The sequence below is a fragment of the Streptomyces inhibens genome, from assembly GCF_022221585.1.
Classification (GTDB): domain Bacteria; phylum Actinomycetota; class Actinomycetes; order Streptomycetales; family Streptomycetaceae; genus Streptomyces; species Streptomyces inhibens.
On the sequence record NZ_CP084681.1, the window covers coordinates 5,614,967 to 5,637,777 of the forward strand.

General features: G+C 68.3%; 20 protein-coding genes and 1 pseudogene. 18 read left to right on the top strand and 3 right to left on the bottom strand.

Annotated features, from left to right (window positions below; genetic code table 11):
* Positions 1-640 precede the first annotated feature (640 nt).
* The 9 genes from KI385_RS25600 (at position 641) to KI385_RS25640 (ending at position 8,987) form a co-directional block, all read left to right on the top strand.
* Positions 641-2,575, top strand: coding sequence for an ABC transporter ATP-binding protein (locus KI385_RS25600; protein WP_238574521.1), 1,935 nt, complete (start codon positions 641-643; stop codon positions 2,573-2,575).
* Complete coding sequence (locus tag KI385_RS25605; RefSeq protein ID WP_238574522.1) at positions 2,572-4,026, top strand: phytoene desaturase family protein; 1,455 nt, start codon at positions 2,572-2,574, stop codon at positions 4,024-4,026. The genes KI385_RS25600 and KI385_RS25605 overlap by 4 nt, the downstream gene beginning before the upstream one ends.
* A gap of 328 nt (positions 4,027-4,354) precedes the next feature.
* Positions 4,355-5,113: a class I SAM-dependent methyltransferase gene (locus tag KI385_RS25610; RefSeq protein WP_238574523.1), complete on the top strand. Its 759-nt coding sequence runs from the start codon at positions 4,355-4,357 to the stop codon at positions 5,111-5,113.
* Positions 5,114-5,134: 21 nt separating this feature from the next.
* Positions 5,135-5,503, top strand: a complete 369-nt coding sequence (locus tag KI385_RS25615; protein WP_238574524.1) for a helix-turn-helix domain-containing protein — start codon at positions 5,135-5,137, stop codon at positions 5,501-5,503.
* Positions 5,504-5,575: 72 nt separating this feature from the next.
* A complete protein-coding gene (locus tag KI385_RS25620) occupies positions 5,576-6,595 on the top strand; it encodes an alpha/beta fold hydrolase (RefSeq protein ID WP_238574525.1) in 1,020 nt (339 codons plus the stop codon).
* The gene (locus KI385_RS25625; protein ID WP_238574526.1) at positions 6,592-7,179 is read left to right on the top strand and encodes a hypothetical protein; all 588 of its coding nucleotides are present in this window, start codon (positions 6,592-6,594) and stop codon (positions 7,177-7,179) included. The genes KI385_RS25620 and KI385_RS25625 overlap by 4 nt, the downstream gene beginning before the upstream one ends.
* 129 nt (positions 7,180-7,308) lie before the next feature.
* Positions 7,309-7,503 (top strand): linaridin family RiPP, encoded by a 195-nt coding sequence (locus tag KI385_RS25630; RefSeq protein WP_238574527.1) that lies wholly within the window; start codon positions 7,309-7,311, stop codon positions 7,501-7,503.
* Between the two features lie 146 nt (positions 7,504-7,649).
* A complete protein-coding gene (locus tag KI385_RS25635) occupies positions 7,650-8,504 on the top strand; it encodes a hypothetical protein (RefSeq protein ID WP_238574528.1) in 855 nt (284 codons plus the stop codon).
* 123 nt (positions 8,505-8,627) lie between these two features.
* Positions 8,628-8,987 carry a hypothetical protein gene (locus KI385_RS25640; RefSeq protein WP_238574529.1) on the top strand — a complete coding sequence of 120 codons (360 nt, stop codon included), beginning with the start codon at positions 8,628-8,630 and terminating at the stop codon, positions 8,985-8,987.
* 182 nt (positions 8,988-9,169) lie between these two features.
* Here the strand turns inward: KI385_RS25640 and KI385_RS44635 are convergent.
* Together KI385_RS44635 and KI385_RS25645 are read right to left on the bottom strand one after the other, a co-directional pair.
* Positions 9,170-9,495: pseudogene (locus tag KI385_RS44635) on the bottom strand (IS630 family transposase); the annotation flags it as partial.
* Between the two features lie 269 nt (positions 9,496-9,764).
* Positions 9,765-10,259, bottom strand: a complete 495-nt coding sequence (locus KI385_RS25645; RefSeq protein WP_108151010.1) for an inorganic diphosphatase — start codon at positions 10,257-10,259, stop codon at positions 9,765-9,767.
* 86 nt (positions 10,260-10,345) lie between these two features.
* On the opposite strand from KI385_RS25645, the gene dacB reads away from it, so the two are divergent.
* The 6 genes from dacB to folE all read left to right on the top strand — a co-directional run bounded on the left by dacB (position 10,346) and on the right by folE (position 17,990).
* Positions 10,346-11,923 carry a D-alanyl-D-alanine carboxypeptidase/D-alanyl-D-alanine endopeptidase gene (gene dacB / locus KI385_RS25650; protein WP_425356951.1) on the top strand — a complete coding sequence of 526 codons (1,578 nt, stop codon included), beginning with the start codon at positions 10,346-10,348 and terminating at the stop codon, positions 11,921-11,923.
* A gap of 75 nt (positions 11,924-11,998) precedes the next feature.
* Positions 11,999-13,144 (top strand): zinc-dependent metalloprotease, encoded by a 1,146-nt coding sequence (locus KI385_RS25655; protein ID WP_238574531.1) that lies wholly within the window; start codon positions 11,999-12,001, stop codon positions 13,142-13,144.
* A gap of 191 nt (positions 13,145-13,335) precedes the next feature.
* Positions 13,336-14,343, top strand: a complete 1,008-nt coding sequence (gene tilS, locus KI385_RS25660; RefSeq protein WP_238574532.1) for a tRNA lysidine(34) synthetase TilS — start codon at positions 13,336-13,338, stop codon at positions 14,341-14,343.
* A gap of 86 nt (positions 14,344-14,429) precedes the next feature.
* Entirely contained in the window at positions 14,430-14,969 is a 540-nt protein-coding gene (gene hpt, locus KI385_RS25665; RefSeq protein WP_128511914.1) for a hypoxanthine phosphoribosyltransferase, read from the top strand.
* Between the two features lie 281 nt (positions 14,970-15,250).
* A complete protein-coding gene (gene ftsH, locus KI385_RS25670) occupies positions 15,251-17,263 on the top strand; it encodes an ATP-dependent zinc metalloprotease FtsH (protein ID WP_238574533.1) in 2,013 nt (670 codons plus the stop codon).
* 121 nt (positions 17,264-17,384) lie between these two features.
* Positions 17,385-17,990, top strand: coding sequence for a GTP cyclohydrolase I FolE (folE, locus tag KI385_RS25675; protein WP_238574534.1), 606 nt, complete (start codon positions 17,385-17,387; stop codon positions 17,988-17,990).
* An 87-nt stretch (positions 17,991-18,077) separates the two neighbouring features.
* Here the strand turns inward: folE and KI385_RS25680 are convergent, their stop codons facing one another.
* Positions 18,078-19,193: an alpha/beta hydrolase gene (locus KI385_RS25680; protein WP_238574535.1), complete on the bottom strand. Its 1,116-nt coding sequence runs from the start codon at positions 19,191-19,193 to the stop codon at positions 18,078-18,080.
* Positions 19,194-19,334: 141 nt separating this feature from the next.
* Here KI385_RS25680 and KI385_RS25685 point away from each other — a divergent pair, with 141 nt between their 5' ends.
* The 3 genes from KI385_RS25685 to KI385_RS25695 all read left to right on the top strand — a co-directional run bounded on the left by KI385_RS25685 (position 19,335) and on the right by KI385_RS25695 (position 22,726).
* Positions 19,335-21,176, top strand: coding sequence for a phosphatidylglycerol lysyltransferase domain-containing protein (locus tag KI385_RS25685; RefSeq protein WP_238574536.1), 1,842 nt, complete (start codon positions 19,335-19,337; stop codon positions 21,174-21,176).
* A gap of 123 nt (positions 21,177-21,299) precedes the next feature.
* On the top strand, positions 21,300-22,241 hold the full coding sequence (gene folP, locus KI385_RS25690; protein ID WP_238574537.1) for a dihydropteroate synthase: 942 nt from the start codon (positions 21,300-21,302) through the stop codon (positions 22,239-22,241).
* Positions 22,242-22,246: 5 nt separating this feature from the next.
* Positions 22,247-22,726, top strand: coding sequence for a nuclear transport factor 2 family protein (locus tag KI385_RS25695; protein ID WP_238574538.1), 480 nt, complete (start codon positions 22,247-22,249; stop codon positions 22,724-22,726).
* Positions 22,727-22,811 lie beyond the last annotated feature (85 nt).

A 22,811-nucleotide genomic window follows, 5' to 3' on the forward strand; every position in this document is an offset into this window, starting at 1 on the left:
GCTCCGTTCGTCTTTGGTGCAATTCACGCCTGTCTCTGAATGGCGGGCGGGTGGCATGTCCATGGACTTTTCTGTACCGACCCAGGTCAGTGCCTACGCAAACAGCCACGTGGAGACGGTCACTCCCGGGGCGGTCACTGCGTGGCAGGGAGTCCCGGTACTGAGGAGTGCAAAGGCTTTCCATACTGCTGTTACCCCGTCGAGCACGGATGTGCAGATGCAGGTGGCACTTCAGCAGGCAATTGGTCATTCTGCATCTCGGAAGTCGTGTATCAGGGTTTCCGCCACTACAGTCCGTTCGCTTCCTGTCAGCTGTTCCGTAGCGGAAGCTTCGCCAGTTCCTCAAGAGTTCCTCAAGGCGGCGTAACAGCGAGACGTGCTCCGGTCCTCCTCAGTCATGGAGCAACCGTGGTGTCCCCCTCGGGGAACGCGTCACGTAAACAACGGAGTCATTAACTTACGCCGGTCGCGTACGGCTCCCATTCCTCCGAACGGTGTGCGCCGGTGGGTCAACTAACTCATAACTTTATGCCATGTGGCGTGTTAGCTTCGAACATCTTGTCGACGGGGGTTGTAGGGCAGGGCTGCCCTACTGGCGCGCACATTCGCCGTGACCGTCGTCAAAGTGGGGGGAGCGCTCATGGCGAGTCACGTGAAAAACGCGAGCCCGAGAGGCGGGGCCACAAGCGGCGCCGGGTCGGTCGCGAGTGTCGCCAGACAGCACACCGGGCTGCTGCTCACAGGCGTGATGCTCGGTCTGCTGGGGGTAGGCGCCTCGCTCGCCCAGCCCTGGGCCATCGGCAAACTGATCGAGGCGGCGGGCGGGGGCGCCTCGATGACCCGCCCCATCGCGCAGCTCGTCGGCCTCTTCTGCGCGGGTGCTCTCTTCTCTTCGCTTCAGGCCTACGTCATCGGGCGGGCCGGGGAGAATATCGTCTACGACGTCCGTCACATCTTGACCGGACGGCTTCTGCGCGCCGACCTCACCGCGTTCGGAAAGCAGCCGCAGGGCGATATTTTCACCCGCACGGTCACCGATACCGCACTGGTGAAGATTGCGCTCTCGCAGAGTCTCGCCCAGTTGGTCATCAGCGGCGCCACGGTAATAGGCGGCGTCGTGCTGATGTTCATCCTCGACCTGTGGCTGATGGTCATCACCATCAGCTGCCTGGGAGTCGCCAGCATCACCTCCATTGCGCTCGCTCGTAAGCTGCGCAAGGTCGCTCTGGAGAACCAGGATGACACCGGCGAATTCGCCAGTGACGTACAGCGTGTGCTCTCCGCGCTACCCACGGTAAAGGCATCCCGCGCCGAGCCGCGTGAGGCCGCCCGCATCGGCAAGCTGGCCGACAAGGCACGGCGTTCGGGTATCCGGGTCAACGCCTACAACGCACTGCTGATGCCTTCCATGAACGTCGGCACACAAGGCGCGCTGGCCGTCGTCGTGGGCGTCGGAATGTCCTGGGTGGCCCGCGGCGAGATGGACATGGCCAGCCTGACCACGTTCATCATGTATCTGTTCCAACTGGTGTCGCCGCTGGTGATGTTCTTCATGGGGGTGGGCCAGTTCGTCCAGGGCCGAGCCGCCGTCCAGAGGGTGGACGAGCTCGCCCGCCTGCCCCAGGAAGGCAACGAGTCGGCGGATGCAGCGGGCCCCGTGCCCCTCGGGCCGCTGGCCCCGCACCGGCCGGCGGTCGAATTCCACGACGTACGCTTCGCTTACCGGCGCGGGAAGCAAGAGGAGAAGTCGCAGGTTCTCCACGGCGTCTCGTTCAGCGTGCCGGCGCGCGGGCTGACGGCGGTGGTCGGGCCTTCAGGCGCGGGCAAGACCACCATGTTCCAGCTGATCGAACGCTTCTACGCGGCGGACGGCGGCCGCGTTCAGCTCGGTGGGCAGAACATCGAGGCGCTGCCACTCGACACGGTCCGCGGGCTGGTCGGCTATGTCCAGCAGGACAGCGCGGCCATGCGCGGCACCGTCCGGGAGAATCTGACCTACGCCAATCCACACGCCGGTGAGGACGCCATCCAGGAGGCGGTGGAGATGGCCGGTCTCACATCGGTGATCGCCAATCTCCCGCACGGCCTCGACACCGAACTCGGCGACCAGGGCAGCGGGTTGTCCGGCGGTCAGCGCCAACGCCTGTGCATCGCCCGCACGTTGCTGCAGAAGCCCGCGGTCATGCTGCTGGACGAGGCCACCTCCAACTTGGACTCCGACTCGGAGCGGGACTTCCGCGACGTGTTGCGCCGAGTCTCCCGGCAGTGCGCGGTCATCGCCATCGCCCACCGGATCTCCACGGTGATCGACGCCGACAAGATCGTGGTGATGGAGGGAGGCAGAGTCCGGGCCACCGGCGTGCACCGGGACCTGATGGAGCACGACGAGCTCTACCGGCGGCTGGCCGGCTCGCAACTGCACGCCGAGCCCGGCGGCGTCGCCCCGGCGACCGGCCCGGTGCGGGTGGAACCGTGGGCGCCTCCGCCCTCCTTCGCGTTCGGCTGGCCTCCGTATGTCGGCCTCACCGAGCAGACGTTGCAGCTTCGGCCCATCAGGAGTGAGGAGCGGTGGTGAATACCTCCGACGTCGCCATCGTGGGCACCGGCCCCAACGGCCTCGCGGCCGGCGTGGTCCTGGCCCGTGCCGGCCTGCGAGTGGAGCTCTACGAGGCAGCCGGGACCATTGGAGGTGGGCTGCGCACCGCCCCTCTCTTCGACACCGGCGTCGTGCACGACATCTGCTCCGCCGTCCATCCCATGGCCGCCGCTTCTCCGTTCTTCCGCGCGTTCGGCCTGGCGGCCCGCGGGGTCGAGCTCCTGCATCCCGAGATCAGCTACGCCCATCCGCTGGACGGGGGCCGGGCCGCCCTGGCCTACCGCTCACTGGCGGAGACCTGCGCGCACCTGGGCCCCGACGGTCCGCGCTGGCGGCGGCTGATGGGCCCGTTGCTCGAGCACAGCGAAGCGGTCGTCGACCTGGTCCTTTCCGGGCAGCGCAGTCTGCCGCGGGACTCTGCGGCCGCCCTGTTGCTGGCAAGCCGGGTGGCGGTCCACGGCAGCGGGCTCGGTGCGGCACGCTTCCGCGGTGAGGAGGCGGCCGCCCTGCTCACCGGCGTCGCCGCGCATGCGGTCGGCAAGCTGCCGAGCCTCGCGTCCGGCGCGGTGGCCATGCTGCTCGGCCACCTGGCGCACGGGACGGGGTGGCCGCTACCGCGTGGCGGCAGTGGCCGTATCGCGGCGGCGATGGCCGAGGACATCACCGCGCACGGCGGCGTCTTCCACACCGGGTGCCCCGTGGAGGACCTGGCCGAACTGCACGGCGCACGCGCGGTGTTGCTCGATACCAGTCCCAAGGGCTTCCTGGCCCTCGCCGGCGACCGGCTGCCCCGCACCTACGCGCGCGGTCTGGAGCGCTTCCGTTACGGTCCGGGCGCCGCCAAGGTGGACTTCCTGGTCTCCGAGCCGATCCCCTGGTCCGACCCGGCTGTGGGCCGCGCCGGAACGGTGCATCTGGGCGGCACACATGCGGAGATGGTCCGGCAGGAGACGGCGAACGCACGCGGAGTACGCACCAGGGAGCCCTTCGTCCTCGTTGTGGACCCGGCGGTGACGGATCCAGGGCGAGGGCTGCCGGGGAAGCGCCCCGTGTGGGCGTACGCGCACGTGCCGAACGGGGATCCCACCGACCCCTACGAACTGGTTCGTGCCCGCATCGAGCGATACGCCCCGGGCTTCGGGGACACGATCATCGCCCACCGCTCCATAGCGGCCGCCTCGTACGAGACCTATAACCCCAACTATGTGGGCGGCGACATCGGGTCCGGTGCGATGACGCTATATCAGAGCATCGCGCGGCCCGTCCCCCGCCTCGACCCGTACCGCACGCCGTTGCCCGGTGTGTTCCTGTGCTCCTCGGCCACCCCTCCGGGGCCCAGTGTGCACGGCATGTCCGGCTACTTGGCGGCTCTCTCCGCACTCCGGCATTGTTTTGGTATACGCAGCGTGCCCAGCCTGACACCCAAGTGAGTGTCCTGACGAATTCGGACATCCTCGCTCGCGGTACGCTTGTCTGTTGCTCCGTCAACTGCCAGTAAAGGACGTGCGTTGAGCCAGATATCGATTGCCAGCCAAGAGATTGGCCTGATAGTGTGGTAAGTCAAGTTACCTTCCCCCACAGGTAGTTGATGCATCACCACTGGGCCTAGAGGAACTGCTGGTCCGACCAACCATGCAGACGGCTGCGGTTCTACCATTCAGCCGCCTTTGTTGGTGCATCACGTTTTGCCTCGCTCCGGCTCTCGTCTTCATGACGTTCCCATAGGCATTGATTGTGGGGGTAAAGAAAGGGAGATCGGTGACAAACGGGGTTGAAGACATTGGCTATGGAAGGCAGTTCGAGGGCTGGTACGACCGGCTGATCCCGGACGACAGGATTACCGCTGAGGCGGTAAAGGGGCTGTTGGCCCTCCACCCCGCGCCCGAGGCGGGGACCATTGAATTCGGTGTCGGTACGGGACGGATTGCCCTCCCGCTCTCCGAGAGCATCGGCCAGGTGACAGGTGTGGACTCCGCGCCGGAGATGCTGGACGCGCTGCGCGTCAAGCTGAAGGACGGCGGAGACGTCACCGCGGTACACGGGGATATTCGCAACTACACCTCGGAATCCCGTTACGGGCTGGTGTACTGCGTGTGTGCGACCTTGTCGATCCTCACCACTCCCGAGGACCAGCAGAAGGCCGTTCAGCGAGCGGCCGACCTCCTCGTCCCCGGCGGCAGGCTGGTAATCGAGACGCACAACAAGCCGCCGATCCTCGAACTTCACGAGGGGCGGACCCGCACCACCTACTTCGTCCCCTACCCGGAGCCCGGGACCGGTGTGCAGACCCATTCCACGCTGCTCGACGGCGACCTGTGGCACTGCTCGCACATCCTGTACCAGGCCGACGGCACCACCAGGGTGGGTTCCGAACTCACCCGGCTGACCACTCCGGAGGACGTCGACGGCTATGCCCGCGCGGCCGGGCTGGAGCCCGAAGCCCATATGGCGCGATGGGACGGCAGCCCGTACAGCGAGCGGGCCCCCATGTTCATCTGTTGCTACGTCAAGCCCTGAGGGCAGCCCACAGAAACACAGATGACAGAAGAGGTGTTGCACGTGGGACGTCCTCCGGTATTGCCGACAGACAAGAAATTCGCTCTCGTACTCAGAGTGGTGACCGGTGAACTGACCGCAGCGGAAGCCGCGCGGGAGGCCGGAGTCTCCGAGCAGTCCGTATCAAACTGGCGTAGACAGTTTATTGAGGGAGGCCGTAATGGCCTGGCTGGTGAGGGCGGCAGGAACTCCGAGAACGCATCCCGGATAGCCGAACTGATCAAAGAAAACGCCACACTGAAGGCCACGATAGGCGAGCTGTACATAGAACTCCGGAAGCACACCCGGAGCGCAGTCGGCCGCATTCCGCAGCCCCGGGGGAATACCCATCCGGGCCAGAGAGTCAACTAACTCATTACTTTATCCCGGCACCGCGTGTTAGGTTTCCGGGTAACAGCCACTTCGAATCACGGGGGAGGGAATGTGGCGTCCTTGGAGCGTCAGTTTGCCGTAGGCGTTGCGGGACTGGCCGGCGCAAGCCTTCTGACCGGTGCAGTAATCCGAAGCACGGGTAAGCGTGAACGTGAGCGCCGTTACCTGATGCACGAGAGGCCGGATGGCAGCCTGATAGAGGTTGACGTCCATATTCCTCCTCAGGCCCGGCGCGTCGTCCTGCTCGACAATGGGCTGGGTACGCCCCACGAATACTGGGACTGGGTTTGCGGCGCACTTCCCGCAGACATGGGGTATGTGCGGTTCAACCGTCCCGGCTACGGTCTCAGCACGCCGGCCACTCAATACGGTCTGGAGCGGCACTTCGCGCTGTTGCAGGAGTTGCGCGATACGTACATCTCCAACCTCCCGGTTGTGCTGGCAGGTCACTCCGTGGGCGGATACCTCGTCGGGGCCTACGCGTCGCTCCATCCGGACGCGGTGAAGGATGTGGCTGCGGTGGTCATGATCGACGCCACTGAAGTGATCAACCTTCGCAGGTCCCGCCGCACCGACGCCGACCGATGGGCCTATCAGTCGCTGCTGATGGAGCAGGTGTATGCATGGGCGGGCCTGTCGGCCTTCCGTCCGGCGCTGAACGTGAACCAGCAATACCGCCCGGAGATCAACCGGAGTTACACAGCGTTCCTGGCGCGCCCCCGTGTATGGGCCACGGCTCACCGGGAGTACCGGGACATGATGACCTATCCGGAACTGACCTCCCTGGACTGCCCGCTGACCGTGATCACGGCGGAGAACAACAAGGGTGACAACGCCGCACACCACGCGGTCCAGGCCAGGCTGGCCGCCATCTCGACGAACTCCCGGCACCAGCTCATCGATGGCTCCGATCATGAGTCCCTCCTCTCTGTTCCGGAGCACGCAGAACAGGTGGCGGAGCTGATCGCCGAGGAACCGCCCTCCGGGCGGACCGGCCTGGAGCGGCCGCAGTCCGCCAAGGACCGCCCGGCTGCCGAGCGGGCCGCGGAGCGGGAAGAGGAACTGACGTGAGCGTGCGCATGAACAAGGAACGCGTAAAGACAGTCGCTGTCACGGCGTCACTCGCCGCCTGGCTGGTGGCGACGGCTGCGGCACAACTGCCCGAGCGGCGCTTCGACGATCTCCTGCGGCGCGGGATGTGGCGGATACCGACCCCGAACTGGCGCTTCTTCGGGCCGAACCCCGGAGTCAAGGACAGCCATCTTCTCTACCGGGACGTCACAGACGGCAAGCCCGGTGAGTGGGTGGAGGTTCCGATCACCACCGACAGGCCGTGGTACGCACTGGCGTGGAATGCCCGCAACCGTTCCCCGAAGGCCCTGTTCGACGCGAGCCAGGACACCATCGCCCGTGCGGCGGCCTTCGGATCGGATGTGCGTCCCGTGGCGTGGGGCGCCGGGTACCGGCTGCTTTCCCGCTACATCCAGCTCCATCTGCCCCATGCCGAAGGTGCCTCGCACAGTCAGTTCCTGCTGATGCAGTCGTACCCCACCAGCCCGGCAGACCGGCAGATCGAACCCGTCTTCGTCTCCATGGAATTCCCGCTGGAGGAAGACGGCACCTCGAAAACGGCCGCATTTCCCGTAGCCGCATAGCGGGCCGATCAACCCCCTCGGCTGGAAGCCGCGAGCTCACCCGGGCATCTCCGCACCGCGTGAGTTCGTGCCCTCCCGCCGAACGGCTGGAGAACTCGCTGTGACAATCAGAGAGAAAGAAGGACAGCAATGTCTGTTGTGGCTGAATTTGCCAACACCCAGCTGGCTGACGTGCAGCCGGGCCAGGTCGGTGCCCACGCGGCCCCGACCATGATTACCCCGCTGGCCACCATCGCGACCCCCGAGGCCGTGCCGATCGGCGTCGCGGTGACCTCCGCGACCGCCATTGCGGTCAACGCGGTTACCCAGAAGGTCGCCGGCTGACACAGCCGACTGGCAGGCGATGCTGACCGGCATCGTTAGCCGCGGTTGATGAAAGACAGCGGCGGCACGGTACGCCCGATACGCATACCGTGCCGCCGCTTTCCAATACCCACCGTACTCGTATCAACACATCAGGAGCACTCACCATGTCTCTCAGCGCTCCGCCCGAGGTCACGGCACGCCGAGTGGCTTCGCTGGGTACGCTGATCTCCGCAGTGGAAATGCTGAGCCAGACTCATAAGTTCGCGGAAGGCGAATTGCTGAGTGGCCAGCTGGAGAGCATGCGCCCCAAGTTCGCCAAGCGATTTCCCCGGCTGACCCGCGCCCTCAGCTCCAAGAAGGCCGCGGTCGCCCTGTACGGAGTACAGGCGGGTGCTTCTGCCGCCACGCTGATCTGGGGTCACAAGCGCGGCGTACGCACGGCGGGCAGCGCCGTGCTGGCGGTGACGGGCGCGGCCGGACGGCTGCACACCCCCTTCGGTGGGGACGGTGCCGACCAGCTTCAGCAGGTGGTCAACGTTGTCCTCGCCTCGACCGGCACCTTCAAGGACGGTGAGAAGGCCCGCGACGTGGCCATGCGCGCACTGGCTCTGGAGACGACCATCTCGTACGTCGCGTCCGGCGTGGTCAAGCTGGTCTCCCCGGTGTGGCTCAGCGGCGAGGCGTTCAGCGGAGTCATCCGTACGCACAACTACGGGGACCAGCGCATCTTCAAGCTCGTGCACAAGCATCCGATGCTGGGGAAGCTCATTACCTGGGGAACGGTCGCCGCAGAGATCGGTTTCCCGCTGGTCTTCGTGCTGCCGAAGCCCGCGGCGAAGGCTTGGCTCGGCTCGATGACGCTGTTCCACTTGGGAATCGGACAGTTCATGGGGCTCAACCGCTTTGTGCTGGCCTTCGGGGCCACTCACCCGGCACTTCTCTACGTCCTCTCTCAGGACGGGAAGCGCGTGGCGCTGGCCGAGAAGACTTCTGTGGCTCCCGCCCCCGCATCTGCCTGAGGGCCGTTCGGTAACTCCTGGTCAGGGGCGAGGAGTTACCGAGGTGGCTCGTGTGATCACGGCGTCATCGCCTTCCTGGACAGGACCCTTTCGGACGCGATCTTGACCGCAAAGGATGAAGTCATGAACATCAAAAAGATTACCGCGGCCGTGGGCGTCGCCACGGCTGGTGTCACGTTCGCCATCGCCACTCAGGGCAGTGCGCAGGCGGCGTCGGCTCCCCAGACCTTGGCGATGAAGGCGCCCAGCCAGATCGCGATCCCGGCGGGCGAAGCAGCTACCTCTCGCTCGACCCAGGGGGACTGGAATCCGCCGGCCGGCTACGTCCTTGAGCGCTCGTTCATGGGTACCGATGCCGCCTGCCGCAAGGAAGGCGACCGAGGAGTAGCTGACGGAAAGTGGCGTCAGTATGTCTGCCACGAGAAGCTGGTGAAGGTCGCCGACCTCTGGATGCTCTACCAGTTCCTGTACGTCAAAAAGTGAGCCGTGCCAAACCTGCGAGTGACCCAGACATCTTCCGCACAAAGCCGCCGCTGACTTATCGAAGGCGCTGAAGTCCAGCCGTCTCCGACAGGGTCAGCGCATCATCCCCACCAGATGGGGGAGGGCGCTCTCCGGAACACCGGCGGGCCCGGATCTGCTGCATGGCGTAGGCCAACCTCTTGTACTGCGCCTGAACTTCGGCTGCGCGCTCGGATGAGAAGGTCGTGCAAGTCCCGCCGGGTGAAGCCCTTCGGCTGGTCCTTGCACCCACTGTACTCGCGCACCGCGTAGCAGGTCCGGGACCGCTCGCCCGGCTTGTAGCAGGTCATGCCCGCCATCGGCACCCGGCCGGAGCCGCGTCCCCGCACCCGAACGACCGGGGGCCGACCTTCTGTGGCCCCAGCTCCTGGCACGCGGCGGCGTCATCGACTGCCCGGCATCGTCCTCGACGACGGATCCAGCCGTTGCACGCCGCCGCGGTGCTCTGACACGCGGTCAGGCCTCTTTCTCTCCGGCCCTGCACGCCTACCTGCGCCGGGGCAACGCCGTCGCGCCATCCCGATGCCCTCGCAGCTTGTCGGCAACTCAGGCCGCCTTGGCAGGGAAGCCCTGGCCCTGACGCCAAACTCCGGCCCGGCGGCCCGGCGGAGCCGTGACACGGACGACGGGCGGCCCCCGGATGGGTGCCGCCCGTTCGCGTACGAAAATCAGAGCGCGATTCCCGGCGCGGAGCGGGTCGGGAAACCCGCTCCGATACCGGGACGCGAGCGCGCTACGTCAGTGCGCGCCGCCCTGCGCCTCGAGCCGCTTGTACGAGGCCTCGATCTCGGCCTCGGCCTCGGTGCGGCCGACCCAGTTGGCGCCCTCGACGGACTTACCGGGCTCCAGGTCCTTGTAGACCTCGAAGAAGTGCTGGATCTCCAGGCGGTCGAACTCCGACACGTGGTGGATGTCCCGAAGGTGCTCCACACGCGGGTCGGACGCCGGGACACACAGCAGCTTGTCGTCGCCGCCGGCCTCGTCCGTCATCCGGAACATGCCGATGGCACGGCACTTGATGAGGCAACCGGGGAAGGTCGGCTCGTCCAGGATGACCAGCGCGTCCAGCGGGTCGCCGTCCTCGCCCAGGGTGTTCTCGACAAAGCCGTAGTCGGCCGGGTAGCTGGTCGAGGTGAAGAGTCGACGGTCCAGGCGGATCCGACCGGTCTCGTGGTCCACCTCGTACTTGTTCCGCGAACCCTTCGGGATCTCGATGGTGACGTCGAACTCCACGGGTGGCTCCTCCATGATCAACACATACGTCTGGTGATTAAGTGTCCCCCACGCAGGTGTGTGGTGGCGAAAGGGGCTGGTCCGCGGTGCCGGAGACCAGAACGTGGCAGGTCAGATGGCAGTCGGTGCAGCGTTCCGCTCGGGCGGCGTCGCGCGCGGCGGGGCGGTCCGCACGGTCGGCGGCCGACGCCGCGCGGCAGGCCTGGCAGGCCACACCGCGCCACACCCAGCAGACCTGGCGGCTCACGGCGGTCTCCGCGGCCACCGGTCTGACGGTCGCGATCGTCGCGGTGGCGGCGGCCGGCCCGTGGGATTCCGGTCAGCGTACGGCCGAGCGCACGGAGGCGGCCGTCGTGGACGGAGTCAGTGGCGAGCATCACGCCGCGCGGCCCGACCGCCCCGCGCCCAGCGCACCGCCCGTACTGCCCGCGCTCGGCGGCCCCGCGCACGGCCCCGCAGGCCGTGGCGCGGCCCCCGTACCCACCAACGAGGGGCTGGCCGACGCGCTCGCACCGCTGCTCAAGGATCCGGCGCTGGGCCCGCTGCGTACGGCCTCCGTCCTCGACGTCGCCGCGGGCCGCGAGGTCTTCGGCGCCGGCCAGGGCAAGGCCGCCACCCCCGCCTCCACCGTCAAGCTCGCCACCGCCGTCGCCGCGCTCTCCGCACTCGGCCCCGACCACCGCATCGACACCACGGTCGTCATGGCCGGCAAGGACCGCATCGTCCTGGTCGGCGGCGGCGACCCCACCCTCACCGCCCGCGCCCCGCGGCCCGGCGCCGAGGAGCAGCCCGCGAATCTGCGCACCCTCGCCGACGCCACCGCCCGCGCCCTGAAGCAGCGCCACCTCTCCAAGATCAGCCTGGGCTACGACACCTCCGCCTACTCGGGCCCCGTCGAGCACCCCATCGGCCCCAACGAGAACATCGCCCCCGTCACACCCCTGATGGCCGACGAGGCGCGCCTGGACGACAGCGACCACGGCACCGCCCCCCGCGACGCCGACCCGGCCCATACCGCCGCCCGCACCTTCGCCGACCTCCTCCACGAGCGCGGCATCACCGTCGACGGCGACCCCACCGGCGCCAAGGCCCCCAAGAAGCCGGAGCGCCTCGCCGCCGTCCACTCCCTCCCGCTCTCGGCGCTCGTCGAGCGGATGCTCACCTACAGCGACAACGACATCGCCGAGGCGCTGGCCCGCCAGACCGCCCTCGCCTCCCGTCAGCCGGCCAGCTTCGACGGCGCCGGCAAGGCCGTACGCACCGCCCTCGAACGAGCGCACCTGCCCCTGTCCGGCGCCGTCTTCGAGGACGGCAGCGGCCTGGACCGCGACGACAAGGTCTCCGCCGCCCTGCTCTCCCACCTCCTGCTGCAGGCCTCCGATCCCGACCACCCCGCCCTGCGCCCCGTCGTCACCGGCCTCCCGGTGGCCGCCTTCACCGGCACCCTCAGCAACCGCTACACGGGCCAGAGCTACGGCGCCGGCGCCGTACGCGCCAAAACCGGCACCCTTACCGGCGTGAACACCCTGGCCGGCACCGTCGTCGACGCCGACGGCCGCCTCCTGGTCTTCTCCTTCATGACCACCGGCACCACCGACCCCCAGGGCGCCCAACAGGCCCTCGACAAACTCGCCTCGGCGGTGGCCAACTGCGGGTGTCGCTAAGGCCCGGGCGCCTCGACGGAAAGCCAAAGACGTGGTCCGCTACCCCCTGGCGGAGCGCCCACGTACGGTGAACCCATGACGAGCATCGGTGGAACCGAGATGGTCGACTGGAATCTCGCGGTCGCGACCGCGACCCGGTTCGTGCGGCCGGGGCCGGAGGTGAGCCGGGACGAGGCGCGGGCGATCGTCGCCGAGCTGCGCAGGCACGCCAAGTCCTCCGAGGCGCACGTCCGCGCGTTCACGCGGATGGCACAGCCCGACGCGACGGGCGAGCTGCCGCACGACACACCTGTCCTGGTCGTGGACCGGCCCGGCTGGATCAAGGCCAATGTCGCCGGGTTCCGGGCCGTGCTCAAGCCGTTGCTGGCCAAGATGGAGGACCGCCGTTCGACGGTCCCCGGTGGCGCGGTGCTCGGCGCGGTGGGCGGCAAGGTGACCGGCGTGGAGCTGGGCATGCTGCTGTCGTTCCTGGCCTCGCGGGTCCTCGGCCAGTACGAGACGTTCGCCCCTGCCTCCCGTGACCTGCCGGCGGCGGCCCAGGGCGGCCGGCTGCTCCTGGTCGCTCCGAACATCGTCCATGTGGAGCGCGAGCTCGATGTGGAACCGCACGACTTCCGGCTGTGGGTGTGCCTCCACGAGGAGACCCACCGCACCCAGTTCACGGCCGTCCCGTGGCTGCGCGACCACATCGAGGGCGAGATCCAGTCGTTCCTCGGTGAGACGGACATCGATCCGGGAACGCTCCTGGAGCGGCTGCGCGAGGCCGCCCAGTCGCTGGCCGGCGCCAAGCCCGAGGGCGAGGAGGGCGACGACGGCGGCCGCTCCATCGTCGATCTCGTACAGACGCCCGCGCAGCGCGAGATTCTCGGCAGGTTGACGGCGGTGATGTCCCTGCTGGAGGGGCATGCGGATTATGTGATGGATGGCGTGGGGCCGGATGTCGTGCCCTCGGTCGCCGAGATCCGGGAGAAGTTCCAAAAGCGCCGGGCCAGTGGTGCCGGACGGCTGGACCAGGCGCTGCGTAAGCTGCTCGGTCTGGACGCCAAGCTGCGGCAGTACCGCGACGGTGAGCGGTTCGTCAGCGCCGTCGTCGAGGAGGTCGGCATGGACGGTTTCAACCGTGTCTGGACGTCGCCGAACACTCTCCCCACCAAACAAGAGATCGCCAAACCGGCGGACTGGATCGCGCGGGTGCACCGCAAGGCCGACGGGGCACCGTAAGCGAACGGCGTGAGCTGGGCACGCCGCGTGGCAGAAGAGCGCCCCTTCAATCACCCGTCTGAGGGACCGTTGCCGATGGATAGGCGTGCAATGCTCGGGGAACCGCTCGTCTCTGTCACCATCTAGGCACTCTGTGTGACGGCGTGCCGTCCGCAGCCCGAGGCTCCCCAGCTGAACGATTGGAAACGGACATGGGTCCCCATCCAGCGGTCGCCGCGATACGCCTGGCGGTCCGCCGCGTACTCCACGACGTGCTCAACCACGACTGCGCGCAGGACCGGCGCGAGCCCCCGCTCGTGCTCGTCGCGTGCTCCGGCGGCGCCGATTCGATGGCGCTCGCTTCCGCTCTCGCTTTCGAGGCCCCCAAGTTGGGCGTCCGCGCCGGGGGCGTCACCATCGATCACGGGCTCCAGGAGGGCTCCGACCTCCGCGCCGCCGAGGTCGCCCTGCGGCTGCGGGCCCTGCGGCTCGACCCGGTAGAGGCCATCGCCGTGGACGTGGGACGGGTGGGCGGGCCCGAGGCCGCCGCCCGTGACGCCCGCTACGCCGCCCTGGACGCCATCGCCGAACGCCACGGCGCCTCCGCGGTCCTCCTCGGCCACACCCGCGACGACCAGGCCGAGACGGTGCTGCTCGGTCTCGCCCGCGGCTCCGGGACCCGCTCGCTCTCCGGGATGGCCGCGACCAGCGGCAGGAACGGCCGCTACCGCCGCCCCTTCCTGGACGTGGACCGCCAGACCGCCCGCAAGGCTTGTCTGATCCAGTCGCTGCCCGTCTGGGACGACCCGCACAACGCCGACCCCGCCTACACCCGCTCACGACTGCGCCACGAAGGGCTGCCCGCCCTGGAGAAGGCGCTCGGCAAGGGCGTCGTCGAGGCGCTGGCCCGTACCGCCCAGCTCTCCCGTGACGACGCCGACGCCCTGGACGCCTGGGCCGTCGATGCCGAGGGCACGGTGCTCGACGACACCGGCACCCTCGACGTCGCCGCCCTGTTCGCCCTGCCCCCCGCGGTGCGCCGCCGGGTTCTGCGCCGGGCCGTCATCGGCGCCGGTTCACCGGCCGGTTCGCTCTTCGCCCGCCACATCGAGGAAGTGGACCGGCTGATCACGGCCTGGCGGGGGCAGGGGGCCATCAACCTCCCCGGGCGCGTCGGTGTCCGTCGGCAGGGTGGCAGACTGGTCATTCGGCAGGGCTGAGCCGCAGACGCTGCCCCGCATCCGAAGTCTCACGACTGACGTGAACACCGAACCAAGCGAGAGTGGCACGGGTGGACGACAAGGACATGAGCACCGACCTTCAGTCGGTGCTCATCACCAAGCAAGAAATCGACGCGAAGCTGGCCGAGCTGGCCGCGAAGATCGACGCGGAGTACGCGGGCAAGGACCTGCTCATCGTCGGAGTCCTCAAGGGCGCCGTGATGGTGATGGCGGATCTGGCGCGCGCGCTGTCCACCCCCGTCACGATGGACTGGATGGCCGTTTCCTCCTACGGCGCGGGCACCCAGTCCTCCGGCGTGGTCCGCATCCTCAAGGACCTCGACACCGACATCAAGGGCAAGCACGTCCTGATCGTCGAGGACATCATCGACTCCGGCCTGACGCTGTCGTGGCTGCTGTCGAACCTCGGCTCGCGCGAGCCGGCCTCGCTGGAGGTCTGCACGCTGCTGCGCAAGCCGGATGCGGCCAAGGTAGCCATCGACGTGAAGTGGATCGGCTTCGACATCCCCAACGAGTTCGTCGTCGGCTACGGCCTGGACTTCGCGGAGAAGTACCGCAATCTGCCGTTCGTCGGTACCCTCGCGCCGCACGTCTACGGCGGCTGAGGGAGTCCTCGCGCTCGTCCGGCCGGCGTGGCCGGGCGAGGCTCGCACGGGCCGCTGCACCCCGGCGGGAACCCTTCGGGGCTTCTCGCCGTTGGAGCAGGGAGAACGGAATCCTCGGCTGCATGTTCACCGTCGGCGCAGGCGCCGGGTGACAATGCTGGGGTACCGTCCGAAGGCAGTTCTTTTTCGGGCCAGTAATACACCGTACGCACGACCAGCCCTCCCAAGGGCGTTGTGCCTCACTGTGGCAGGAGGGACGGGGCCTTAGCGGCTCCGTATGGATGGACGTGAAGCGATACTTCCGTGGGCCGGTCATGTGGATCGTGCTGGCCGTCCTCGCCGTGGTCGTGTTGATGCAGGTCGTCGGCTCGTCCGGCGGCTACAAGACGGTGGACACCGGTCAGGTCGTCAAGGCGATCGCTGACAACAAGGTGAAGTCCGCCGAGCTGACGACCGGTGACGAGAACAAGATCAAGGTCGAGCTGTCGGGCTCCAACAAGGTCGACGGCTCCAACAAGATCCAGGCAAGCTACATCGGCGACCAGGGCGTCGATCTGGCGAAGAACCTGCAGGCCAAGTACCAGACCGGCGAAATCAAGGACGGGTACACCGTCTCGCCGTCGAAGCAGAACCCGTTCGTCAGCGTGCTGCTGACGCTGCTCCCCTTCATTCTCATCCCGATCGCCTTCCTGTTCCTGATGAATCAGATGCAGGGCGGCGGCTCCCGGGTGATGAACTTCGGGAAGTCGAAGGCGAAGCTGATCACCAAGGACACCCCGAAGACGACGTTCTCGGACGTCGCGGGGTCGGACGAGGCGGTCGAGGAGCTCCACGAGATCAAGGAGTTCCTCCAGGAGCCGGCGAAGTTCCAGGCCGTCGGCGCCAAGATTCCCAAGGGCGTGCTGCTGTACGGCCCGCCCGGAACGGGCAAGACGCTGCTCGCGCGCGCCGTCGCCGGCGAGGCGGGCGTCCCGTTCTACTCGATCTCCGGTTCCGACTTCGTCGAGATGTTCGTCGGCGTCGGTGCCTCCCGTGTCCGTGACCTGTTCGAGCAGGCCAAGGCGAACGCCCCGGCGATCGTCTTCGTCGACGAGATCGACGCCGTCGGCCGGCACCGTGGTGCGGGCCTGGGCGGTGGCCACGACGAGCGCGAGCAGACCCTCAACCAGCTCCTGGTCGAGATGGACGGCTTCGACGTGAAGGGCGGCGTGATCCTGATCGCCGCCACGAACCGCCCGGACATCCTCGACCCGGCGCTGCTGCGCCCCGGCCGCTTCGACCGGCAGATCGCCGTCGACCGTCCGGACCTGCAGGGCCGTCTGGAGATCCTCAAGGTCCACCAGAAGGGCAAGCCGGTCGCCCCGGACGTCGACCTCTCGGCCGTCGCCAAGCGCACCCCCGGCTTCACCGGTGCCGATCTGTCGAACGTCCTCAACGAGGCCGCGCTGCTGACGGCCCGGAGCGACGAGAAGCTGATCAACAACCACTTCCTGGACGAGGCGATCGACCGCGTCGTGGCCGGCCCGCAGAAGCGGACCCGGATCATGTCCGAGAAGGAGAAGAAGATCACCGCGTACCACGAGGGCGGACACGCCCTGGTCGCGGCGGCTTCACCGAACTCCGACCCGGTCCACAAGATCACGATCCTGTCCCGCGGCCGGGCCCTGGGCTACACCATGGTCCTGCCCGACGAGGACAAGTACTCCACCACCCGCAACGAGATGCTCGACCAGCTGGCGTACATGCTGGGCGGCCGCGCGGCGGAGGAGCTGGTCTTCCACGACCCGACCACGGGCGCCGCGAACGACATCGAGAAGGCCACCGCAACGGCCCGCGCGATGGTCACGCAGTACGGCATGACCGAGCGGCTCGGCGCGATCAAGTTCGGCACCGACAACTCCGAGCCCTTCCTGGGCCGTGAGATGGGTCACCAGCGCGACTACTCCGAAGAGGTCGCCGCGCTGGTCGATGAGGAAGTCAAGAAGCTCATCGAGACCGCGCACAACGAGGCGTGGGAGATCCTGGTCGAGAACCGCGATGTGCTCGACAACCTGGTGCTGACGCTCCTGGAGAAGGAGACGCTCAACAAGGAAGAGATCGCCGAGCTCTTCAAGCACGTGGTCAAGCGCCCGGCCCGCCCGGCGTGGACCGGCTCCTCGCGTCGTACGCCCTCCACCCGTCCGCCGGTGCTGTCGCCCAAGGAGCTGGCCCCGGCCAACGGCTCCGTCGCGACGACCGCCACCGTCTCCACGGAGAAGGCGGAGGTTCCCGAGGACAAGCGCCCCGAGAGCTGAGCATCCCGGCGGCCCCAGCGGCCCCGGAATAAATGCCGCGCCCCTCAGGTTTAGCCTGGGGGGCGCGGCATTTCGCGATTCGACCGCGATCCGAGCGGGCGCAGAAGGAACGAGGCACCACATGACGGACCCTGTGACGCTGGACGTCGACGGCAAGATCGGCATATTCGACGAGAAGCGCGCCGAGAACGCCGTCCGCGAGCTGCTCATCGCGGTGGGCGAGGACCCGGACCGCGAGGGGCTGCTGGAGACGCCGGCACGGGTGGCACGTGCGTACAAGGAGATCTTCGCCGGGCTGTGGCAGAAGCCGGAAGACGTGCTCACCACCACCTTCGATCTGGGCCATGACGAGATGGTGCTGGTCAAGGACATCGAGCTGGTCTCCAGCTGCGAGCATCACCTCGTGCCGTTCGTCGGTGTGGCGCATGTCGGCTACATCCCGTCCACCGACGGCAAGATCACCGGTCTGTCCAAGCTGGCCCGGCTGGTGGATGTGTTCGCCCGGCGCCCGCAGGTCCAGGAGCGACTGACCACGCAGATCGCGGACTCGCTGATGGAGATCCTGGAGCCGCGTGGCGTGATCGTCGTCATCGAGTGCGAGCACATGTGCATGACGATGCGCGGCGTACGCAAGCCGGGCGCCAAGACGACGACCTCGGCCGTACGCGGCCAGCTGCGCGACGCCGCGACGCGCGCCGAGGCGATGAGCCTGATACTGGCGCGCTAGGGCGCAGCCGGACAGCAGACGGCCGGGCCCCGAATGGTGCGGGTACCCGGCCGTTGTCGATGCCGTACGGGCGCGTGGCCCGGCCGGTCAGGCCTTGAGGTGGTTGCCGATCCACTCCAGGGCGGCGGGGATCTCGCGGCGCCAGGTGTTGAAGTTGTGGCCGCCGCTGTCGAGGATGATCGACGAGATGCGGGTCGGCGACTTCGTCTGCTGGATGAACCGCAGCGTCTGGCGGTAGTTCGCCTCGCCCTGCTTGCTGGTGGTGACCAGCAGGTTCACCGGAGGCGCGGGCTTGTTGCGCTGACGCCACAGCAGATTGTTCTCGCGCTCCAGCTGCGGACTGCCGCCGAAGAGGTCACCGGTGGTGGCGTCGAGAGGGGCCTTGTAGACGCCCGAGAGGGCCACGGCGGTGGAGTACGCCTCGGGGTGGCGCATGGTCATCTTCAGCGCGCAGTAGCCGCCGGTGGAGTCGCCCATGACCCCCCAACTCTTGGCCTCGCGCCCTATTCGGTAGTGCTCGGCGATATCCGTGCGCAGGTCCTTGGTGAAGAAGGTCTCGGTCTGCGGGCCGTTCGGTATGTCCACGCACTCGGTGTCGCGGGGCGGTGCGACGGTCGGGCGCATCATCACCAGGACCGTCGGCCGCATCTTGCGCTGCTTGAGCAGATCGTGCTGGGTCTGCGGGAAATGCAGCTTTTTGTAGAGGGCCTCGGCGGTGCCGGGGTAGCCGGTGAGGACCAGGGCCGCGGGGAATTTCGTGTTCGCGTATTTCTTCTGGAAGTACTGCGGCGGCAGATAGACGAACGCGGGGCTGGCGATCTTGGAATGCTCGCCGCGGATCAGCACCTTGTCGATCCGGCCCGCGGCCTTGGGCCGGGACCCGTTCTCGACGCTGATGCGCTCGGTGCCCAGCATCTGCAACTTCGTTCCGTTCGGGCCGGTCTGATAGTTGGTGACCACGCCCGGATCCTGCTCCTGGCCGAAGAGGTCGGCCCAGGAGGCGTAGAAACCGAAGGAGTTGTTGGCGAACAGGCCGATCGAGGCGAAGAGGGAGAGCTGGGTTGCCAGCAGAAGTCCGATGCGCCCGAGGACGGCGCGCCAGTTCCCCTTGGACAGGCGCGGCCAGAGCCAAACAGTGAGGATGAACAGTGCCACCGCGACGAGGACGGCAAGAAGCAGCACTTTCTTGCTGGTGAGACCCATGTGGTGCTTTCTTCCGGGCGGCCGGGCCATCCGTACCGCTAATGGAACCCCGAGCCCTGAAACGCCGTCATACAGGGCGCAAAAAGTCCAGATGCTGCGACAAGGCTCGCACGTTCTCTCGACCGGGGCGACGGGAAAGTGATGTCTGACAGGCTAGATGGCGAAAAGTCGGAGACGGTTGCGTGGCGAACGCCACGCTGGCTCCGCGGCCCGCGGCCGGAATCGGTGCCGGGGTTCGTCGGAACGGCCGGCGTGGTCGTCGGCCTGCTGAACCTGGTGGCCGGAGTGTTCCCGCGATTCCGGCACAGCCGGATGCATGCCCTGGCGGAGGTGTTGCCGGGCGCGGTGAGCCCGTTGGCGGCCGCCGCCTCCATCGTCGTCGGCATCCTGCTGCTCCTTTTGGCCCATGGGCTCAAACGACGCAAGCGGCGGGCCTGGGGAGCGGCCGTGGCGCTGCTCCCCGTAGGGATCGCCGCTCAGCTCGTGTACCGCCACTCCGTTTTCGGAGCGGTGCTCTCGCTTGCGCTGCTGGCGTTCCTGATGTGGCACCGGAAGGAATTCGCGGCCCTGCCCGATCCACGCAGCCGCTGGAAGGCCGTCGCCAACCTCGTCGTCCTCGGCGGCGCGAGCTTCGCCATCGGCATGGTGATCGTCAGCTCCCACCACCACCAGATCGTCGGCTCGCCGTCCTTCTGGGACCGCGCCCAGCACGTCCTGTGGGGCCTGTTCGGCTTCGAGGGCCCCATCGGCTACACCAACCAGGTCGACTACACCGTCGGCTACTCCCTCGGCGCGCTGGGCCTGCTGACCGTCGCCACCACCGCGTATCTCGCCTTCCGGCCCGAACGCCCGGCGGCCCGGCTGACCGACGACGACGAGCAGCGGCTGCGCGAGCTGCTCGACAAGCACGGCGCCCGGGACTCGCTCGGCTACTTCGCGCTCCGCCGCGACAAGGGCGCGGTGTTCTCGCCGACCGGCAAGGCCGCGGTCTGCTACCGGGTGATCTCCGGTGTGATGCTCGCCAGCGGTGACCCGATAGGCGATGTCGAGGCCTGGCCGGGCGCCATCGAGCGCTTCATGGAGGAGGCACGGGCGCACTCCTGGACGCCGGCGGTGCACGGCTGCAGCGAGACCGGCGGCCAGGTCTGGACCCGCGAGACCGGCATGGACGCGCTGGAGCTGGGCGACGAGGCGATCGTCGACGTCGCTGACTTCACGCTGTCCGGTCGCGCGATGCGCAACGTGCGCCAGATGGTCAAGCGCATCGAGCGCAACGGATACACCACCCAGGTGCGCCGGGTGCGCGACCTGGAGCCGGAGGAGCTGGAGCACGTACAGAAGGCCGCCGACGCCTGGCGTGACACCGACGACGAGCGTGGCTTCTCCATGGCGCTGGGCCGCATCGACGCGGTCAAGGACGGCGACGCGGTGATCGCGACCGCGCATCTGGCCCCGGCGGAGGGCGAGGAGCCCGGCCTGTTCGGCGACCTGAAGGCGTTGCAGTACTTCGTGCCCTGGGGCTCGGACGGCATTTCGCTGGAGCGGATGCGGCGCGACCGCAGCGCCGACCCCGGCATGAACGAGCTGCTGATCGTCGCCGCCCTGCAAACCGCGCCGGACCTGAAGATCAAGCAGCTGTCGCTGAACTTCGCGGTCTTCCGCTCCTACCTGGAGCGCGGCGAGAAGCTGGGCGCGGGGCCGGTGATGCGCATCACGCGCGGGACGCTGCTCTTCCTGTCGCGCTGGTACCAGATCGAGTCGCTCTACAAGTTCAACGACAAGTTCCGGCCGCGCTGGGAGCCGCGCTTCGTGGTCTTCCGCACCACCCGGGACATCCCGCGCATCGGCCTGGCCACCATGCAGGCGGAGGGCTATCTGGAGCTGCCGCGCGTACTGCGCCGCAGGAAGGCCGCAGAGCCGCGGCCGTGCGCGCACATGGTGGAGCCGGTCCGGGCCGCGAACGCGGTCGAGCGGGCGGCCTGACGGACACCCGGACGGCCGTCCGGTCAGGGGCGGCGCGGGGCGTCCCGGTGGTCCGGCGCCCGGTGGGTCCCCCCACACGGTGGCCGCAATCCGGCCGGTCGGCACACGGCCTACGCTGGTGCCATGAGTACGTTGCGTGGCCGGGTGGCCGGACTGCCGGACTGGGACCGCTGCGCGGTGCTGGGCGTCGTGAATGTGACGCCCGATTCGTTCTCCGACGGTGGCGACTGGTTCGACACCGAACTCGCCGTCAAACACGGTCTCGACCTGGTGGCGCAGGGCGCCGACATGGTCGACGTGGGCGGCGAGTCGACCCGGCCGGGCGCGGCGCGGGTGGACGAGGCCGAGGAGCTGCGCCGGGTCGTCCCGGTCGTACGGGAGCTGGCCGCGGCCGGTGTCGTGGTCTCCGTCGACACCATGCGCGCCTCGGTCGCCGAGCAGGCCGTGGAGGCCGGGGCGCGCCTGGTCAACGACGTCAGCGGGGGCGCCGCCGACCCGGCGATGGTGCCGGTGGTGGCCGCGCACCACGTCCCGTTCGTCGTCATGCACTGGCGCGGCCAGTCCATCGACATGAACAACCGCGCCGTCTACGCGGACGTGGTCGGCGAGGTCGTCGACGAGCTCGGGCGGAGCATGGAGCGCGCGGTGTCCGGCGGTATCGATCCGGACCGGATCGTCCTGGACCCCGGTCTGGGCTTCGCCAAGGACGCCGGGCACGACCTCACGCTGGTCGCCCATCTGGCGCGGCTGCGGGCGCTGGGCCGGCCGCTGCTCGTGGCCGCATCGAGGAAACGGTTCCTGGGCAGGGTGCTGGCAGGCGGCGAGGGAGCCGCCCCGCCGCCGGCCCGGGAGCGGGACGCCGCGACGGCGGCGGTGTCGGCGATCGTGGCGCGAGAGGGGGCCTGGGCGGTGCGGGTGCACGAGGTCAGGGCGAGCGCGGACGCGGTACGGGTGGCCCGTGCCGTGGAGGGCGCGACGGCAGCGGCCGCCGGCGCCTGTGCGGCCGGTACGGCCGATGGCAGTGATGCGAGCGAGACGACGGCGAACACGACGGGAACGGTGTGAGCGGCTTGGGCCCACGGACGGACATCGAGCTGGTCGAGCAGGCGAACACGACCCTGTACGAGACCATCGAGCGCGGCGATCACGAGGCGCTGTCCGAGCTGTGGCTGGACGGTCAGGTGAGTGTGGTCCACCCCGGGTGGCCCGTGTTGCGTGGGCGCGGAGAGGTGCTCCGCTCGTACGCCCTGATCATGGCGAACACCGAGTACATCCAGTTCTTCCTCACGGACGTGGAGATCGATGTCATCGGTGACACCGCGCTGGTGACCTGCACCGAGAACATCCTCAGCGGCGGGCCCGCCGAGGACGACGGTTCGGTGGGGCCGCTGATCGGCCAGCTGGTCGTGGCGACCAATGTCTTCCGGCGTACGGAGGACGGCTGGCGGGTGTGGTCGCACCACGGGTCGCCGGTGCTGGCGGACCGCGACGAGGAGGAGGACGAGGACGGGGGAGCCGGCGAGGGCGAGGGCGACGAGGACGTCCTCTGAGGCCGTTCCCCCAGGGGGACGGGGGCGCCGGGCCCGGTGTGGGCGGGGTGTGAGCCTTCCCATGGCCGCCCGCCCTTGCGCGCGG

Bases quoted from the DNA above. Each gene is read 5' to 3' on its own strand.
- KI385_RS25600 (WP_238574521.1), top strand. From the start codon at position 641: ATGGCGAGTCACGTGAAAAACGCGAGCCCGAGAGGCGGGGCCACAAGC.
- KI385_RS25655 (WP_238574531.1), top strand. From the start codon at position 11,999: ATGACGAGCATCGGTGGAACCGAGATGGTCGACTGGAATCTCGCGGTC.
- KI385_RS25630 (WP_238574527.1), top strand. From the start codon at position 7,309: ATGTCTGTTGTGGCTGAATTTGCCAACACCCAGCTGGCTGACGTGCAG.
- hpt (WP_128511914.1), top strand. From the start codon at position 14,430: ATGAGCACCGACCTTCAGTCGGTGCTCATCACCAAGCAAGAAATCGAC.
- KI385_RS25635 (WP_238574528.1), top strand. From the start codon at position 7,650: ATGTCTCTCAGCGCTCCGCCCGAGGTCACGGCACGCCGAGTGGCTTCG.
- KI385_RS25685 (WP_238574536.1), top strand. From the start codon at position 19,335: ATGTCTGACAGGCTAGATGGCGAAAAGTCGGAGACGGTTGCGTGGCGA.
- KI385_RS25640 (WP_238574529.1), top strand. From the start codon at position 8,628: ATGAACATCAAAAAGATTACCGCGGCCGTGGGCGTCGCCACGGCTGGT.
- tilS (WP_238574532.1), top strand. From the start codon at position 13,336: ATGGGTCCCCATCCAGCGGTCGCCGCGATACGCCTGGCGGTCCGCCGC.
- ftsH (WP_238574533.1), top strand. From the start codon at position 15,251: ATGGACGTGAAGCGATACTTCCGTGGGCCGGTCATGTGGATCGTGCTG.
- folP (WP_238574537.1), top strand. From the start codon at position 21,300: ATGAGTACGTTGCGTGGCCGGGTGGCCGGACTGCCGGACTGGGACCGC.
- KI385_RS25680 (WP_238574535.1), bottom strand. From the start codon at position 19,193: ATGGGTCTCACCAGCAAGAAAGTGCTGCTTCTTGCCGTCCTCGTCGCG.
- KI385_RS25615 (WP_238574524.1), top strand. From the start codon at position 5,135: ATGACAGAAGAGGTGTTGCACGTGGGACGTCCTCCGGTATTGCCGACA.
- folE (WP_238574534.1), top strand. From the start codon at position 17,385: ATGACGGACCCTGTGACGCTGGACGTCGACGGCAAGATCGGCATATTC.